Here is a 17,061-nt window from a genome sequence, read left to right on the forward strand (position 1 = left end):
TCAACGAGTCGTTTTATACTGGCGTTGTTGACTAAATCAGTGAACTCTTTGCTATTCAGTGATCAGAGCATTTATCAACGGATGTTTTAAGTGTCAGTAATGGCTAAGTCGAAGAACAAAATCACATACTGGAAGCGGTACAAGAAAGCATTAGAGCACGTGTTTCGATTACATTCTGGGTTAATCGACTCTTAGATGTACTGAAAAGCGTGGTCGTGGTTCCAGTATACTGCTACCGCTATTAAAACAGCCTTGATGATTAAAAGGATTGATTCTCTTCCACTGCAAGGTTTTATCAATTCCATTTTCAAGCTTATGGATGTGCCACTTAGCTTGCCGGATTACACCTGTATCAGCAAACGAGCTAAGACTGCCGAGGCGAAATGTCGCAACCATAAAAAGTGCCGTCCAACATATTTCTATCGATTCCGCAGGCCTGAAAGTATTCGGTGACGGTGAGTAGAAAGCCCGAAAACATGGTTATGAGAAACGTAGAACTTGGCGAAAAATTCGAGATGCGTTTGGTGATATAGCTTACGATAGCAACGAATGCCATAAGATCTTACAGCGCTAAGGGATAATTTCTCTTATCCCACCGAGGAAAAATGCAGGATATTGATGGTTATCCGAGAAACAATGCGGTATCGGCGTTGAAGGCTAATAACCTTGCTCAATGGAAACTCAACGCTGGATATCATTTTAGATCGCTCTCAGAAACCGTCATGTCGAAATATAAAGGATTAACCAACACCACCTTGATCGTAGTTACAACGGTCAAGGTGGTGAATACCTAGCCAATGTCAAATGCTTAAATAAAGTCATAAAACTAGGTATGCCAGAAAGAAAAGCTACTACCTAACATACAGCCAATTAATGCTAGATCTGCATAGAGCCTGACTTGACCAACAACGCTATTCCGTTATCAATCTTTTTTATTAATGAATAAAATATATATCTTCCATTGCTATCTCAATAACTCGCAATGTGCATTTTCATCAACAGTGTCGCCAGTAAACATATCGGTACATCGTATATCTGCATCTTCTCTGACTTGCAGCAAATATAATAAATTGGCATCTAAAACCTATAGGTTATCGAGCATTTCTATCTGACAAATCATATTCCCCAAAGTATTCATACACTATTCAACTGGCTGCCTACTTTATCTATTGGATATATCATTATCTGTAAGTATTTTTTGCCTTCTTTTACGCTTAGCCTTGCTGTCTTAGCATTATGGTAACTGTGAAAAGGCTCATTAGGTTATCCCAGCTTAATTTAAGGCTTGGGTCATCCTTTATCAATAATATGGTTAGTCACATCAGCAGAGTTCATTACGCCATCATTCAAGCACATTTCACATAAAGGGATTTACGCCTGTAACTTTCTCTTAATCGCTTCCATGGACTAGACTGATAAAAAAGATAATTATCAGATATATGACCATTTTATTTTAACGATTTATTCTTATCACAATATGAGCAATTGTGACTTGAGAGCATTATTCCCTTACAGGTTGGATGAAAACAGGCTTTATACTCTATAATTAATCCTGATTATCCCTTAAATTTCACTCATTAGACTACACTTACAGTAAAGTAAAAAACTCAATGCATGGGACTTACCATGCGATAAATAAGAAGGATCTTCCCCGTTACTTGTGAGAGTATTGTTTTAAGTTCAATAAGGCGCTTCAACCTTGTAAAGATGCTTGAACGCTTATTTACTCAGGTATTCAAACTGCATCGATGCCTAAGCGGTTACTTAAGCTGGCAGAGGATCGGTGGTAATCAGGTAATTAATAAACCCACATAGCGGTTGGCTTAGACTGGTCAACATCGAAATGAATAAATTTTTTATCAATACCAATTCTAAAATCGCCAACCTCTAATAGAGCGTTAATAACGCTTTATTCGTACATTTTAATTAGCAACAGCAATATCCACAATACATCCAGAGAGATGTGAACTAGAGGATTTACGCCAACATTAGCATTATGTTCTTCGCATCGTATTGAGCTAGTAAATTTAAATGGTACACCTGTAATATCCCTTGCTAAGTCTAACACTTGGATTAATTCCGCTTCCATATTATTAAATTTCAGGGCACACCCCAAATTACATCTAAACTCGGAACGTTCGATGTATTTCATTTATTTACTCCATAAAGGAAGCCGCTCCACGGCATTACGCGCTAGGATGGTTTAATTAAGGCGGGAATCAGTGCGATATTGTTTACAATCGCGATCAAAGTAGTATTATGCATCTGAAATTTGAACAACTAACAAACTCAATATGAAAAAGGTTTTAATTGCTACAATTGCGACTTCTCTATTACTTACAGGCTGTGCAAAACGAATTCCACCAGTAAAAAAAGAAATTAATAACACATTTGTTTCAAACCTTTCTTATGATAAATCTTGGTCTAAAGCCGTAAGAGTATTCGCTAAGCATCAAATTGATATTGATACTCTTGAAAAAGATTCAGGCTTAATTGTAGCTAAATACACTCAGAGCTATGGTGCAAACAGTGGTTTTATGGATTGCGGCAAGTCAGCAAGATATGAAGTATTAGATTCTGTTAATATAAAATTCAATGTTTTCTTTGATGAAAAGAAAGAAAATGAAACAGAAGTTATGATCACAGCAACAGGCCAAGGCGTAACTTACGTAACTAATGCCTACGGTCAGAAAGCACCTAATACTAGAAAGCTAGTTACTTGTTACAGTACAGGTAAATTTGAGCGCGATTTCTTCAATATGATGTAACTGGTACAGGCAGCGGGAATCGAACCCGCTGCAGAGGTGTTTTTACTTTTTATAGGTCAAGGCTTTACCTTGTAGTATCAATGTAATAAAAATTTTAGGGTAGCCTTATATCGTCTAGAGTAGCCTTGAAAAAGAACCTATTTTTATCGGCATTGAAATTGCCATTCAGTAGATACGAGTGGGTATTAACGAAATAACTAATAGTACAGGCATCATCAAACTGCTGATCCCTGAAATTTTTGGTATAAAAGTACCTGATTACCACCTAGCCTCAGCAAAATCAGATCGTAAGTGTTTTCTGTCGCCAGATCTAAACCAGATTCTCCGTTATAAGCAAAATCGAGCTCAAAATAATCACTCAATGCAGAGGCGAGCACCTTGTCATCTTCAATCATCAGAACAATCATTTATCTATTAGCCTACTCATCTTGTCCATTCCACCAGCAAAGATAGCATAAGCATAGTTATCGCTGGGTTACCGTGATTCACTCCAGCTAAATTTCACAGTGTTCAGATGCCAAAAAGGGGCGATAAAGCCCCTTTCTGTCAATGTCACAATACCATCACATATTCGCGAGCTTTTGTAGTTCAGCTTTATTCTCTTCAAGCCAAGATTCAAAGCTTTGCGGTTTCTTACCTGTCAGCGCTTCAAACGCATCACTCGTACCATTGGACAATCCCAAACGGTTATGATGATCCATTGTGGTACAGAGTGACACTATCGGTGCTGGCAAACCAAATGACTCAAGCTGCGCCTGATATTCTTCATCAGACAAATGCACCATATTGATACTTGTACCTATCACACTGTCGATGACTTTCGCCATCTCTGCATGAGTAAGTGCTTCTGCGCCATGCATAGGCAGTGTCACTTTACTCTGATACAGACCTTTAGACTGACTTCCTTTGACTGCTGCAGCTGCCGCTGCATAAGCTAAATCTTTACGAGATAGCTGAGCGATACGTCCTTCCCCCGCGGCAGATAACCAATGGCCCGTCTGCAAAATGCTAGCGTAGTAGTCAGGAAGGTTATCGAAATACCAATTATTTTGCATGATAGTTACATTCGCAATAGTGCTATCCAGAATAGCTTGCTCAGTTGCCTCATGCTCATGAGCAAACACTACAGGTGACTGTGTAGGCACTAGCATTGAAGTATAGGCAATATGCTCAACACCCACCCTTTCTGCTGCTGCAACCGCATTTAAATGCGCTTGAGTACGTGGGCCAGAGGCATCTATGCTAATCAAAAGCATACTATGCGCGCCGAGGAAGGCTTGCTCTAACGCATCAGGACTTGAAAAATCCGCTTCACGCACATCAACGCCTTTTGCCGCCAATTCAGCAAGTTTCTCTGCCTTACGGGTCGTCACAATCAATTGACTCGGCTTCACTTCAAAATCATTCAGTAGGTAAGACACCACTTGCTGACCGAGTTTGCCCGAAGCACCTGTTACTAAAATTTTACGATCTGACATTTTCATTTCTCCATCTCTTTATTCTATAAGAGCAAAACAAATCACTGAGTTAAGTGCTTGTCGCTGTTGATGGAGCTACTATATAGTTTACATCTTGATAGATAATTAGCCTTTAGATAAACTCATTGTTTATTACAACTAAACAGCTAGAGCAATGATCTCACTCGATGACATGATGGTGTTTGCCAAAGTCGCGGAAAAACAATCCTTTACTCAAGCTGGCGATAGCTTAGGTATAGGTAAAGCGCGGGTTTCTCAAATCGTGACCAAGCTTGAAAAGTCACTCAGTACACGATTATTACACCGCACGACTCGTTCGCTATCTTTAACCGACGCAGGTGCCAGATATTACGATAAGTGCAAAGCTATTAGTGAAATAGCAGAAGAGGCCAATAGCGAGACACTCGACATCAACCAAATACCAAGTGGTACGATTCGTATTTCAACACCAAGTACGACTATGGTGGGTTTATTGAGTGAATTTCTACGCCAATACCCTGAGGTAAAACTCGATATTATTGAAAGTGATAGCTATAGCAATTTGATTGAGTCACGTTGTGATATTGCCCTGCGAGCTTCATCAGCGTTAGAGGACTCCAGCTTATACGCGGTTAAATTGGGGTATTTTTGTGACATGCTGTGCGCATCACCCTCTTACCTAGCAAGCCATAAAGAGATAAAAACCAGCGAAGACCTGCTAAAGCTAGATTGGATCAGTCATCATATTGTGCACGGCGAAAAGCAACTAACACTCACGAACAGCTTAGGCCAAGTAACTCAATTACCCCACTCGCCTAAGGTACAGGTACGAACTTCGGCTTCGGTGAAAGAGTTCGTATTGAATAGTTTAGGCTTTGCCATCATGCCAAGCTTTACCGTGAATAAAGAGTTAGCACAAGGTGAGCTTATTCGGATATTACCCGAAGTGCATGATCTGCAAATTCCAATTTACGCGGTATACCAAGAAAAGGCACTCATGCCCCTGCGAGTAAGAACCTTAATTGATTTCTTGAAACAGCATGAAGAGGCTTTTGGCTAAAAGCCTCTAATAAACGTGATTACCCCAGCAACATATCAAGAAAATAGTATTTAGCCTGCTTCTTTCGGGCTATCCATCACAACCATGGTGGTTATCGCATTCACTTGCGAGATCTCACCCAGCACATCCGCGTGAAAGCGTTTGTAAGCCGACAAATCTGCCGTTTCAATACGCAACAGATACTCACTCACACCTGTAATGTTATGGCACTCTTTAACTTCAATGGCATGCCTAACGCTCTCTTCGAACGCTAACTGTGCTTGCTTACTATGGCTTGATAACCCAATGGTAACGTAAGCAACAAAGCCCGTTCCCAGTTTATTTCTATCCAATACTGCGCGGTAACCTTTGATTACCCCACTACGTTCAAGCTCTTGCACCCGACGCAAGGTCGCGGACGTTGATAGCCCAATCCTTTCAGCCAACTCCACGTTCGTCAGCCGACCATCCAATTCAAGCTCGCGCAATATTCTCTCGTCAAATCTATCCATATATTAATATTATTGTGAATTGGTGAATACATAAGCCAAATATAGCAACAAAATTTACCTTATTGCGCATTAAAATATCAAACACAGCATACTTGCGGTTATATGCCTTTTGGTTACCGTAAATCAAAAGCACACAGCAGAAAGAGGACACAACACAATGACATCGGTATCTAGTGAGAACGAAAAACGATTTGTCGCAGTATTAAACAAAAAAACAGAACTAGGTCGATCTCTTAATGTGCTGGGGCACTTAAGTGTTGGACTGACGAACCAACTAGAAGCGGATGAAGCGCTGTTTGTTGATTATCAAGATGGTGACGGCGGTATTCACCCAAGCTTGTCCCACTACCCTTTTATTGTATTAAAAGCTGATAACTCAAACAAAATCAGAAAAGCACGTGAACTAGCCATAGAGCAAGGCATCAAATTTACCGATTTTACTCATACTATGATTGAGGGAGGCTCTACCGTTCAGCAACGCACCACCAGCCAAACCAAAGAACAAGATTTCGAATACCTTGGCATCGCCTTTTTTGGCGATAGCGAAACACTTAAAAACATCACCAAGAAATTCAGCTTGTATAAATAGTGAGGAACGAGTCAAACAGCATGCTGTAATACGCATATTCAGTGTACTGCTCTCCTCTTTCAAATGCTACTGAATTGATACTTCAACCAATTCAGGTTCTACACCTAATGTGTAGAACCTGAATATTCTTTCTTTACAGCAAGCTTATAAGTTTTTTATCAGATAAAAAAGGGAGTAATAAATGTAACCATCAGGTTCAATTCATTACTCCCTTAATTTTATTAAAGCTAAAACTCACTTATATCTTAATCCTGATCGTTGACCAATGATTGCAATGACTGTGCGTCCACATATGAAAATATTGTGTTTTCCACAGTATCATCTCCACCAACTTTAGGTGCAAGTTTTATCCCTACTGGCAAATCCGGATACTCAGACATCACAGTTGCCAACTGTATATTTTGATGAGGAAGACCAATGATATGCCCTATTTCATGCGCAATAACTTTATTCACTTTTTGTTGTAATCCAGAGTTATAAGAATCGCTAATTAGTAACACATTTTTATTTAATTCCTGATCCCAAATCCCCGCAGCTAAAGCACCTTCAAGCTTTCCATGCCTGATAATTACATTAGCTTGTTGAACACTATAAACTCTTGAAGAGTCCGGGCTATAACCTAATGATTTTAATGAATCGATCGTGGCTTTTATTGTTTTTTCTATCGTAATTCTTTCACTCTGAGGGTCATATTCAGGAATTGTAGGGTCTATAAAATACTTAAAATCTAGATTTACCCCCATTTGATGGGCTGCAATATACCCAGGTTTTAGCTCTTGTAACGAGGAGCTTAAATACACTTCAGGTGTTTTCACTCCACTAGGAACGCTGTCAAATGACAATTTTTTATCGCCTTCTAAGAAAACGACACGATAACCATTTGTTAGTTGTTTTGGCGCATACGCTTGATATAAATCATTACCATAATTCCAATCTATATCGTAGACCATATCATTATTCTGAATATCTTCAGACGGGCATGTGAATTTACTAATGTATTTATCACCATCGTTAAGAAAAAAATTATTAGCTATTCTTTTCGTATCCATACCGTCATACAGACCAATGAACTCACATTTGATACCGTTATCAGCACGCGTCTCTAGTGTTGCTTCACCATGACGCATAACTCGAGGATACAGCTTCAAACTTGGTGTGTATTGATGAAATAAGAAGTTACTGTAATCCTGCTCTGAAATATTATCATCGTTATCAACTAACTTATATTTAAGATCACTCATACCATCAAAAATATTCTGTATTTTAACTTCAATATAATGATGACTATCGTCTGTTGGAACCTTTACTTCTACCACTGGAGAGTAGCCATAATTAGCTCGGTTCCCATCAAACACTTTCACTGACATCGTGTACTTGTTCGTTTTAACTTCGTTCACTAAATGTGTGTAAGGGTCTCGTGTTGGTGCTGTATCTTCAGTAGCTTGCGAATTATAAGAAACTAAAACAGCAAACATACTTAATGCAAGAAATATCTTATTCATAACGTTATTCCTTTCTAAATTAAAAACGCTCTAGATATCTAAAAATTGGAATTAGGCGTTATTTCATAAAAATCAATATGAAGTGGATTAAACTCCATCACAGAGCAACAAGTAAAAAACAAAATATTTTCCATTTATAAATCCTTCTGTACTTTTTAGGTTTATTTTATTTATTGTATAACTTCACTTTTAACCACTTAACAAACCCTTACATCAATACATCGCTAAATTAAGTCTCAATATATTCAAAACCAACAATAAACAAGGCTCATTAAGTAGCAAAGCTCATATTAATGCGCAATTAATTACATATAAATAGTGATTAACGACAATCTAAGATTGCACATAGAAAACAGGGTTTTATTGATTGATTACACTTTATTTAAATCAATAACAAAATCAGGCACTAAAATAGTACCTGATTTATTTTGAACTGAACTACCACCTAAAATAACGCATCAGAATAAATAGTTAAACCGCCTTCATATTGGCACTCTAAATAAAGAAATGCGGCTTGCACCATTTAATTCCTTCCGCAGATAGAGCCCCCCCCCGCTGGCATGCTGGCTATTGAAAACGGCAGTTTGCCACTCTCACCAAGATCAATGAAAACATATTGGCCGGCTTTAAACTCGAACTCTCTATCCGCTTGTAAACAAACCGCCAGTGTTTTTGTATTTAGGTAAGTTAAGCTCACAACCTTACAATGTATTGTCATCGTAACGCCTTCCTATAATTAGCTATAAAGCGTTTAAATTACGCCTGACTCAACGCGATAACGTCACAACGCTTACCCGTTGAAGCCGATGTCGGATCAAAACTGATGTCTAGCGACACGGTTGAGTTAAGCATTGCTTGAGTCAGGCAAACATTTTCAATCACAAAGCAATTGTGCGCTTCGCAACGTTTATCAAACGAAATATGCTCGTCGCCATGGGCACCAATCCCGTAGCTATCAATCACAATGAAATTCGGTTCTTGCTTCAATATCGCATCCAAAACATCGCTATCAAGTACCGTGGATTTGCCGCCATAACTCGGGTTACCGTAGCCGTTTTGTTCATAATTGCCGGTATACAGCACCAGTGACTTACCATCTAGTTCCAGTCCTTCAACCTGATCAATCGTCGGCATCGCGCCTGAGCAATCAAGAATATGAACATCTGTTCGGTAGTTTGTTGCTAGTGGTACCTTGGTATAGCAATCAATGTGAGTACCAATATGTCCCATTGCATTGACTGAATCTGCTTGTGCTTTAGCCCACTGATAAGCGGGATGCTCTTCGTTTATCTCAAGGCTGATGTTTTTTGAATATAAATCGCTTTGAGTCATTGTTGTTCTCCTGTCTGGTTGATGGGGAGAATTCTATCGATTTAAAACCCAACCCATTACAAACATTAAGACAAAAAACATCAAAATAAGGACTTTGGGTTTTATCAGCCAACCCGCCTCCTATAAGAGCAAAAGAATGCTTAATTCAACGCTGCTTATAAGCCAAGTGATCTATCATTAAGACTCGCTACGTACTGAACAGGTAAAGAACACAGCATTTCTACGTTTACAAGTAATGCTAAAGCCAGCTGAACCTTAGCCATCCACGACTGAACCTGCATTCATAAGAGGAGCTGTGATGAGTCTCAATCCTTTCAAATACAAGCCACTAGTTGCATTTTCAATACTTGCTGCCATGACAGCCTATTCCCCTGCTCTCATCGCCTCTGAAACTGAACAATTTGAAATAGGAAAACAAAAAGCCAAAGTATGTATGACTTGTCACGGCGCTGATGGCATATCAACACAAGAGTCCTACCCTAACCTTCGTGGTCAGAAGATGGGTTACCTCATCTCATCACTCAAAGACTATAAAACCAGAGAACGCACCAGCGGTTTAGCTGTACTGATGCAGCAACAAGCCGATGCACTTTCTGAGCAAGATATTCAAGATATCGCCTACTTCTATTCACAGCTCGGTAATTAATCACAACGTTAAGCAAAGGGGCTTGTTATGGAACAGGTGACAACGCAGTACAGCACTAAAGTTGTGAAGTATTTCATACTGGCATCTTTCGTATGGGCAATTGCAGGCATGACTATCGGTGTTATTCTCGCGGCGCAGCTGTACTGGCCAGCACTCAACTTCGACTCACAATATTTCCAATTTGGCCGGCTCAGACCTCTTCATACTTCTGGCGTCATTTATGGCTTTGTCGTCAATATTTTAATGGGGACATCACTTTACATCGCGCAGCGCACTGGTCACTGCGAGATCTTTAATAAAAGCCTTTCGTGGATGGTCTTTTGGGGCTGGCAACTCATTTTACTGCTTGCACTTATCTCTTTGCCCGCAGGCTATACCACATCAAAAGAATATGCTGAATTAGAGTGGCCAATTGACCTATTGATTGTGCTAGTTTGGGTGCTATATGCCGTATTATTTTTTGGCACTATAGCTAAGCGTAAGGTCGGTCATATATTCGTTGCCAACTGGTTTTTTGCCGCATTTATTATCGTCATCGCTATGATCTTTATAGTGAATAATCTTGCAATGCCTGTGTCAGCCATGAAATCTTATTCGGTGTTTGCAGGGGCACAAGATGCCATTGTTCAATGGTGGTGGGGGCATAATGCCGTCGGCTTCTTGCTAACGGCGGGGGTGATCGGGATGAACTATTACTTCATTCCCAAAGCCGCTGAGCGCCCTATTTATTCATACCGTTTATCCGTTATTCACTTTTGGGGTTTAGTCGGTTTTTACACTTGGGCTGGTACCCACCACCTCATCTATTCATCAGTACCTGTTTGGGTACAAAACATCGGAATAGTGATGTCACTGATCCTATGGCTTCCCTCTTGGGCGGGCGCTTTCAACAGTGCGATGACCTTGCTACAAAATAAAGAGAAGCTTAAATCTGACTATATTCTGCTGTTCTTCTTCTCGGCGATTCTCTACTACTGCCTTGCCACATTTGAAGGGCCATTACTGGCTATCCGATGGTTCAATATGCTGGCACATAACACCGAGTGGGTTATTGGCCATGTTCACTCTGGCGCGTTGGGCTGGGTCGCCATGTCAGGCATCGCCGTGTTCTACTACTTCATCCCTCGTTTGTGGAATAAAACCGAACTGTGGTCACAGCGGCTGATCAAATGGCATTTCTGGCTAGCGCATGCTGGCGTGGCTATTTACGCAATAGCACTCTGGGTAGCTGGCATTGGGGAAGGCTATATGTGGCTGGCGCAAAACGACAATGGCGAGCTGGTATACAGCTTTATTGAGGCTATGGACTTCAAGGCGCCTTGGTTGTTCCTGCGTTTCTTCGGCGGTGCGCTATTTGTAGTTGGCTTACTTCTTATGGCGGTGAACTTATACAAAACTGTTCGTATGCCAGCTGTACTTGTCGCGAAGGAGGCCTAAATGATGAGCAAAGATTTCACCCACTCTCTTGTCATTTTAATCATAACAACCGTTGTGGTGGCCTCGTTTTCTCTGGTGGTTTGGGTCGTACCCAACATTGTTCGTGGCGATGATATTGCCAAAGGCAGCTTAGCCATACCCTTCACGCCTATTGAATTAGCAGGACGAGATATCTACATCAGCGAAGGGTGCCATGTATGCCACACCCAAATGGTGCGCCCGCTTGATCCCGAAGTGAAACGTAATGGTCGCCCGAACCAAGAAGCTGACGACATTTATGAGTTTCCTAACTTGTGGGGTTCAAAACGTACAGGTCCTGATCTCACAAATATAGGCAGAAAATATTCTGACCAATGGCATGTACTACACCTTGTCGACCCAAGACAGGTTATTCCAACCTCTATCATGCCTGCTTACCCTTGGCTGTTTGAACAAACACTGTCAGGTGATGACATCAGTGCCAAGATGGAAACCCTTAGAACGCTCGGCGTGCCCTATACCGATGAAGAAATAGGTGATGCAAGATTACAGGTAAGAGGGAAAACCAAAGGGGAAGCATTGATCCGCTATCTACAAAGCCTTGGTAAAGATACGTCACAGGAGGTATCACCATGAGTGCATTTTGGGAACTATGGGCCGTAATTTTCACCTTAACCTTCTTCGTACTGATGGTCTCTGTGATAGTGAAATATTGGCGCAGTAACCATCAAGCCGATCAAAACCACACCATCGGCAGCTTTGATGGCATCGAAGAAAAAGATGCCCCACCGCCAAAGCTCTTGTTTACCAGCTACGCTATCGCATTTGTGCTTTCTGCGGGTTATCTCGTGCTCTATCCTGGCTTAGGCGAATGGCAGGGCCTTATCGATTGGCAGCAAAGTGACGATAAACTCAGCTCACCGCGCACTAGCCTTGATCAGCAGTTTTCCCAAATCAATGACACTGAAAATGGCATCAAATTAAACAAGCTAGCTAAAATCCCAGAGATAGTTGCAAGCGGACAAATTCTGTTTCAAACGCACTGCGCCGCCTGTCATCGTAACAATGCACAAGGACAAAAACATTTTCCTAACCTTATCGACCAAGAGTGGCTATATGGCGGCACTGACGAAGCCATAATTCATTCTATAGCGAAAGGCCGAAACGGTGCTATGCCCGGCTGGAGTGAAATACTTCGCCCTGATGAAGTGGCAAAGTTATCGTATTACCTCGCTTCACTGAACCAGCGTCATACCGATGTGCCAGAGGTAAAAGTGGCGTTAGGTAAAACCTTATTTACTCAATACTGTGCATCATGTCATGCCGACGGCTCAGTGGCTAACCAACAACTTGGTGTACCCGATCTCTCTGACGATATTTGGCTGCATGGCGGTAGCATTGAAGAGATCCAACACACGATTAATTATGGTTTAAATAACCTGATGCCCGCCTTTGGTGAGCAGCTGACAGAAAATGAAATACTCGCTTTAGGTGCTTACATTCGCTACACAGGTTTTGAAGAACAACAGAAGTTAGAAAAATTAGAGGCAAAAGCGATCGAACGGGGTGAATACCTCGCTTACGCGGGTGACTGCGTCGCTTGTCATAGTGCTGAAGGTGGCGAACCTTTTGCGGGCGGACTGCCTTTTGTAACGCCATTTGGTACCGTTTATTCTACCAACATCACGCCGCATTCAAGCGAAGGGATTGGAGAATATGACTTTGACGATTTCAGTGATGCGCTTGTTCGAGGTAAGGGCAAAAACGGTTATCTCTACCCTGCAATGCCTTACACTTCTTATCAACACCTCACCGAGCAAGACATGCTCGACTTGTGGGAATACATGCAATCTATCACAACCGTTTCACGTCGTAACGATGACAACAGCATGATGTTTCCGTCGAACATTCGTTTAGGGTTACTGGGCTGGAATATCGTGTTTATGGACACAGATCCTATCGACTACAGCGTACCTAACGCATTGAAAGCACAAATAGCAGATGTCGAAAAATGGCAACAAGGAAAATACTGGGTGGCGGGGTTAGGTCACTGCTCTGAATGTCACACCCCAAGAAACATCGCACAGGCATTAATTGCTGAGCGTATTTTTCAAGGGAATCTCATTGATGGTTGGAACGCACCCGATATCACCGCTAATGAACTGTTTATCGATGGTTGGGATGAAGCCACATTGACTGATTTCTTGCACACAGGTCATTCCGATAAAGGAACAGCCTTTGCTGGCATGGCCGATGTGGTCAAAAACAGTCTGAGCCTAATGACACGAGAAGATGTTGAGTCTATGTCTTATTACCTACTAAGTGGCGATACGAATAACGTGATCAGCAAAGATGCAGTGCCACTACAGCCCAAAGGTTTTGATGATGCCTCTTATCAAACACCTATCTACACCACTTACCGCCAAACCTGCGGTGCATGTCATGGTGACGATGGTAAAGGCCGCCCACCGATTGCACCGACACTGTTAAACAACGGTATTATCATGCACAGCGATCCGTTCAATACCATTGCCGTCACTGTTCGCGGGTTACAACCTACCTATATTGATAAAGATCGTAACTTTATGCCCATGGCCAGTTTTGAGGACGTACTGTCTGATAAGAACCTTGCAGAGCTGATCACCTTTGTTCGTTCCAATCTTGGTGACAGGCATGAACCTGTTACCGCGGAACACGTCAGAGAAGTCAGAGAGACCTTGGAAGCTGCTGGTTATGCAGGAGGATTACACACCACACCCGATATGTATGACCGACGTGATAATACGATTAATATTAAGTAGCGAATCGTCATAGTCGATTCGCTTAAAATCAATACCAATACCAATACCAATACCAATACCAATACCAATACTAATACAAATAAACATACAATTAGCGCCCCCTAAAAGATCATCTATACAGTGATCTTTGGGGGCATCGATAAGCCTATTATCAGATTACACCGCAACGTCAGCTAACAGTTTATGAAAAATAGTGAATTTATGTTCACCTTTGCAGGCAAAAAATAGATACATGAATTGCCCCAGACTTGAGATGAAGCAAGAAGTAGCTCAAAACATCCGCAATAGAGCAATTAAACGCTCCTTTACAGTTTAATTTATGTAACAAAACATATATATTTACAAATCTGTCAATATAGAAATTCCGATAAAAACTAATTTATCGAAAGTAAGATAGACATCCATATCATCAACACTTCAGTCATTAAATGCAGGAAGCTATGTGGGAATTTAGGCCAGGCACCTCAGAGCCATTAAAGCATCGCATGACGGGAGAAGTGAGATCACTTAAGAATTCTGAAAGTCGATTGTTACTGTTACTGCTCACTCATTCGCATCGTACTGTAACGAAAGATGAAATTCACAATTTCGCATGGCCGGGAAAAGTCGTATCGGATGACAGCATCACCCGTGCTATTTCAACATTACGTACAGCTTTAGGTGACAGCGCTGCCCAGCAAAAGATCATTCGTACAGCTCCAAAGTCCGGATACTTTATCATCGGAAATCATGTTGTACTCATTGAAGAAACACCTCAGGCTACAATTACACCTGTTTCTAACCGCACACAGAAAAATAAACTAAGAGTGGGCCTCTTATTGACCTGTTTAGGATTCATATTGGTTAATGTCTTTTTATTTAATTTCCTTTTCATGCCTAGCGGCAATTCAGATCAATACATGTTGTCGCGTATTATTTCGGGCAATACACAATTCATGGTGGAAAGCGATGACTTAGTCAGTCTCGAACTAATGAGCAATCTAAGTCATAAAAAAAGATCTCAACCTGTAGATTTCTATATCACCTCGAATCAAGCGAGAATTTACGTAAGCTGCGTTATTCGCACCCCGGAAGCAAAAAGGCGTAATAGTCTTAATTTATCAATAGATATCGATAACCCCCTTGAGTACATCAGTAATGAAATACATCAACAATGCCAATAAAGCCCTAATATTGCTGCTTGGGGCACTGATCTTGGCTATTCCATTGCAAATATCGGTAAGCCAATTTCTGCTCCCCGAGTTTGTTAAGAACAGTCGTACCATTATAAATAAAACGATTATTTCTTACGGCAAGAAGCAAGTTACCGCTCAATCTCGGACGATTGAATATCGCTTAAAACCCTACTGGTGGAATCGATACCTACTACTTACAGACATTCAATTTGATCATGGCGAAAAGCTCAAGACGCAGTTTATTATCACTTTTTGGCCTTCTAACTTGTATTCAATTCAATACATTAGCAAGTTATTTAATGCCGACGAAATAAAGTATTTTGACCCACCAGAACAACACGTTCTCTTTGATGGCGGCGATGAAAACTTTCAAGTTTTAGTCGAAGATAGTCAACTTTATTGCTATATCCAGCTGTCAAACCAAGCTGTTCAGTGCGTCGATATAAACCAAAGAGAGTAAAAAATGTGGTGTTTTGATCCAACAGCAAGATGGCAGCTTACGCACACACAAAACAGTACTGCGAAAAAGCTAAAATCAACCGACAGTAAAATACTTGAGATGCTGCTGCTTCATCAAGGTCAGGTGGTTTCGAAAGAAGAACTTGAAAACGCAGCTTGGCCAGGTCGTTTTGTGTCCAAATCAAGTCTAACTCAATCGATAGCCCAACTTAGGTTTGCGCTTGGTGACAGTGGACGAGAGCAAAAAATCATTAAAACACTACCAAGACAGGGTTATATGCTTGCCACCAATGTGATGATGATGGAGATAAATACACAATCCAAACCTTCCGTGGAAGTGTCCGTACAGCCTGAAGAACAGAGTGAACTTGATAGCCAGAACATACTAATTCTCCCCCGCAATTCGGAGAGTACGCACTCTTACGTTTCGTCCACTACCGGTATTTCGCGGATTCAATGGTGCCTATTGATACTATTGTCTATTTCATTAATCATGAGTTCGTATTGGCTCACAGTGATGATCTACAGAAATAATCACATTGCACGAGATAAATGGCAGCAAACCTCCTATCAAGGAGTACGCTACTTTTTTGAACCCAAAGAGCAAGGTGAACAACTGTTTAACTGGCTGAAAGATACCTATTCAGACAACCTTCGCATGCTCTATTTATCCAAAAATCCAGAGCAACTCTATGTTTCATGCATCTATCTATCAGGTAGTTTAAAAGAACGCAAAGTGACCAACATGAGCTTCATACATAACTTTTCACCAGAAAATATAAAGAGAGCGATTCGTGAACAATGTCAATAAAGTGATATGCACATTATTCGCTGCGAATGTACTGATTATAGTTAGCATTTTCGCTCTCAATGTTTATCATCATCCCATGTTTTTAGTGGGCAAAAATAATACGATGCTTTTTTCTCACGGGATGACTTATACAGAAGATCGCGTCGAGTCTTATCAAGAATATTTTACCGTTGATCATACATGGAACGGTTTTCATGACCTCTACTCGACCATACAGACTGAGGGTGTGATAAAGAAAAGTTTAAAAGTTTATTACTCCGTCTATTTCTGGGGACTCGATATTTTTTCAAGTCGGAACACCCTAAGAAGCAAAGAATACACACCGTCAACCGAACCTGATATCACAGAGGCTCATCTCATTGATGAAAATATAGAACAGTTCTTTCAGATTTTATACCAAGATGATTTTAGCTTCTGTTACACCAGTTTACTGACCAGCAGCGTCCAGTGTATCACCGCTGACCAATAACGGTATTGCCACAAAAATACACCTTTAAAAGGCGCGACGCCTGCCTCCTTATAGCCATATCTCCCTTCTCATTTCACTTCGATAT

General features: G+C 41.0%; 18 protein-coding genes and 2 pseudogenes. 13 read left to right on the plus strand and 7 right to left on the minus strand.

Going from position 1 to position 17,061, the window contains the following annotated elements; translation table 11 throughout:
* Positions 1–99 precede the first annotated feature (99 nt).
* Positions 100–859, plus strand: a pseudogene (locus tag OCU87_RS22270) (transposase).
* A gap of 733 nt (positions 860–1,592) precedes the next feature.
* Positions 1,593–1,790, plus strand: a pseudogene (locus tag OCU87_RS22275) (IS1595 family transposase); the annotation flags it as partial.
* A gap of 119 nt (positions 1,791–1,909) precedes the next feature.
* Here the strand turns inward: OCU87_RS22275 and OCU87_RS22280 are convergent.
* A complete protein-coding gene (locus OCU87_RS22280; RefSeq protein WP_261858532.1) occupies positions 1,910–2,152 on the minus strand; it encodes a hypothetical protein in 243 nt (80 codons plus the stop codon).
* A gap of 142 nt (positions 2,153–2,294) precedes the next feature.
* On the opposite strand from OCU87_RS22280, the gene OCU87_RS22285 reads away from it, so the two are divergent.
* Positions 2,295–2,768, plus strand: coding sequence for a hypothetical protein (locus OCU87_RS22285; protein ID WP_261858533.1), 474 nt, complete (start codon positions 2,295–2,297; stop codon positions 2,766–2,768).
* A 215-nt stretch (positions 2,769–2,983) separates the two neighbouring features.
* Here OCU87_RS22285 and OCU87_RS22290 read toward each other — a convergent pair whose 3' ends face one another.
* Both OCU87_RS22290 and OCU87_RS22295 read right to left on the minus strand, forming a co-directional pair.
* On the minus strand, positions 2,984–3,175 hold the full coding sequence (locus OCU87_RS22290; protein ID WP_390960958.1) for a response regulator transcription factor: 192 nt from the start codon (positions 3,173–3,175) through the stop codon (positions 2,984–2,986).
* Positions 3,176–3,331: 156 nt separating this feature from the next.
* Positions 3,332–4,246: an NmrA family NAD(P)-binding protein gene (locus OCU87_RS22295; RefSeq protein WP_261858534.1), complete on the minus strand. Its 915-nt coding sequence runs from the start codon at positions 4,244–4,246 to the stop codon at positions 3,332–3,334.
* Positions 4,247–4,400: 154 nt separating this feature from the next.
* On the opposite strand from OCU87_RS22295, the gene OCU87_RS22300 reads away from it, so the two are divergent.
* Positions 4,401–5,285 (plus strand): LysR family transcriptional regulator, encoded by an 885-nt coding sequence (locus OCU87_RS22300; protein WP_261858535.1) that lies wholly within the window; start codon positions 4,401–4,403, stop codon positions 5,283–5,285.
* A gap of 50 nt (positions 5,286–5,335) precedes the next feature.
* Here OCU87_RS22300 and OCU87_RS22305 read toward each other — a convergent pair whose 3' ends face one another.
* On the minus strand, positions 5,336–5,776 hold the full coding sequence (locus OCU87_RS22305; protein ID WP_062688943.1) for an Lrp/AsnC family transcriptional regulator: 441 nt from the start codon (positions 5,774–5,776) through the stop codon (positions 5,336–5,338).
* Positions 5,777–5,933: 157 nt separating this feature from the next.
* Between OCU87_RS22305 and OCU87_RS22310 the strand changes: the two genes are divergently transcribed.
* The gene (locus OCU87_RS22310; RefSeq protein ID WP_062688942.1) at positions 5,934–6,365 is read left to right on the plus strand and encodes a DUF2000 domain-containing protein; all 432 of its coding nucleotides are present in this window, start codon (positions 5,934–5,936) and stop codon (positions 6,363–6,365) included.
* Between the two features lie 245 nt (positions 6,366–6,610).
* Here OCU87_RS22310 and OCU87_RS22315 read toward each other — a convergent pair whose 3' ends face one another.
* The 3 genes from OCU87_RS22315 to OCU87_RS22325 form a co-directional block, all read right to left on the minus strand.
* Entirely contained in the window at positions 6,611–7,867 is a 1,257-nt protein-coding gene (locus OCU87_RS22315; RefSeq protein ID WP_261858536.1) for a hypothetical protein, read from the minus strand.
* 523 nt (positions 7,868–8,390) lie between these two features.
* Complete coding sequence (locus OCU87_RS22320) at positions 8,391–8,585, minus strand: hypothetical protein (RefSeq protein ID WP_062688937.1); 195 nt, start codon at positions 8,583–8,585, stop codon at positions 8,391–8,393.
* Positions 8,586–8,623: 38 nt separating this feature from the next.
* Positions 8,624–9,199 carry a cyclase family protein gene (locus tag OCU87_RS22325; RefSeq protein WP_062688935.1) on the minus strand — a complete coding sequence of 192 codons (576 nt, stop codon included), beginning with the start codon at positions 9,197–9,199 and terminating at the stop codon, positions 8,624–8,626.
* Between the two features lie 355 nt (positions 9,200–9,554).
* Here OCU87_RS22325 and OCU87_RS22330 point away from each other — a divergent pair, with 355 nt between their 5' ends.
* The 8 genes from OCU87_RS22330 to OCU87_RS22365 all read left to right on the plus strand — a co-directional run bounded on the left by OCU87_RS22330 (position 9,555) and on the right by OCU87_RS22365 (position 16,976).
* A complete protein-coding gene (locus OCU87_RS22330; RefSeq protein WP_241148820.1) occupies positions 9,555–9,845 on the plus strand; it encodes a c-type cytochrome in 291 nt (96 codons plus the stop codon).
* A 27-nt stretch (positions 9,846–9,872) separates the two neighbouring features.
* Positions 9,873–11,282 (plus strand): cytochrome-c oxidase, cbb3-type subunit I, encoded by a 1,410-nt coding sequence (ccoN, locus tag OCU87_RS22335; protein WP_261858537.1) that lies wholly within the window; start codon positions 9,873–9,875, stop codon positions 11,280–11,282.
* Positions 11,283–11,897 carry a cbb3-type cytochrome c oxidase subunit II gene (locus OCU87_RS22340; RefSeq protein ID WP_261858538.1) on the plus strand — a complete coding sequence of 205 codons (615 nt, stop codon included), beginning with the start codon at positions 11,283–11,285 and terminating at the stop codon, positions 11,895–11,897.
* On the plus strand, positions 11,894–14,062 hold the full coding sequence (locus tag OCU87_RS22345; RefSeq protein ID WP_261858539.1) for a cytochrome c: 2,169 nt from the start codon (positions 11,894–11,896) through the stop codon (positions 14,060–14,062). Before OCU87_RS22340 ends, OCU87_RS22345 begins: the two co-directional genes overlap by 4 nt.
* Before the next feature lie 428 nt (positions 14,063–14,490).
* Positions 14,491–15,225 carry a winged helix-turn-helix domain-containing protein gene (locus OCU87_RS22350; protein ID WP_261858540.1) on the plus strand — a complete coding sequence of 245 codons (735 nt, stop codon included), beginning with the start codon at positions 14,491–14,493 and terminating at the stop codon, positions 15,223–15,225.
* A complete protein-coding gene (locus OCU87_RS22355; protein WP_062688924.1) occupies positions 15,200–15,697 on the plus strand; it encodes a hypothetical protein in 498 nt (165 codons plus the stop codon). The genes OCU87_RS22350 and OCU87_RS22355 overlap by 26 nt, the downstream gene beginning before the upstream one ends.
* 3 nt (positions 15,698–15,700) lie before the next feature.
* Positions 15,701–16,507, plus strand: a complete 807-nt coding sequence (locus OCU87_RS22360; protein ID WP_261858541.1) for a winged helix-turn-helix domain-containing protein — start codon at positions 15,701–15,703, stop codon at positions 16,505–16,507.
* Positions 16,491–16,976: a hypothetical protein gene (locus OCU87_RS22365; protein WP_261858542.1), complete on the plus strand. Its 486-nt coding sequence runs from the start codon at positions 16,491–16,493 to the stop codon at positions 16,974–16,976. The genes OCU87_RS22360 and OCU87_RS22365 overlap by 17 nt, the downstream gene beginning before the upstream one ends.
* Positions 16,977–17,061: the final 85 nt, after the last annotated feature.

Source organism: Photobacterium sanguinicancri (assembly GCF_024346675.1).
GTDB lineage: Bacteria > Pseudomonadota > Gammaproteobacteria > Enterobacterales > Vibrionaceae > Photobacterium > Photobacterium sanguinicancri.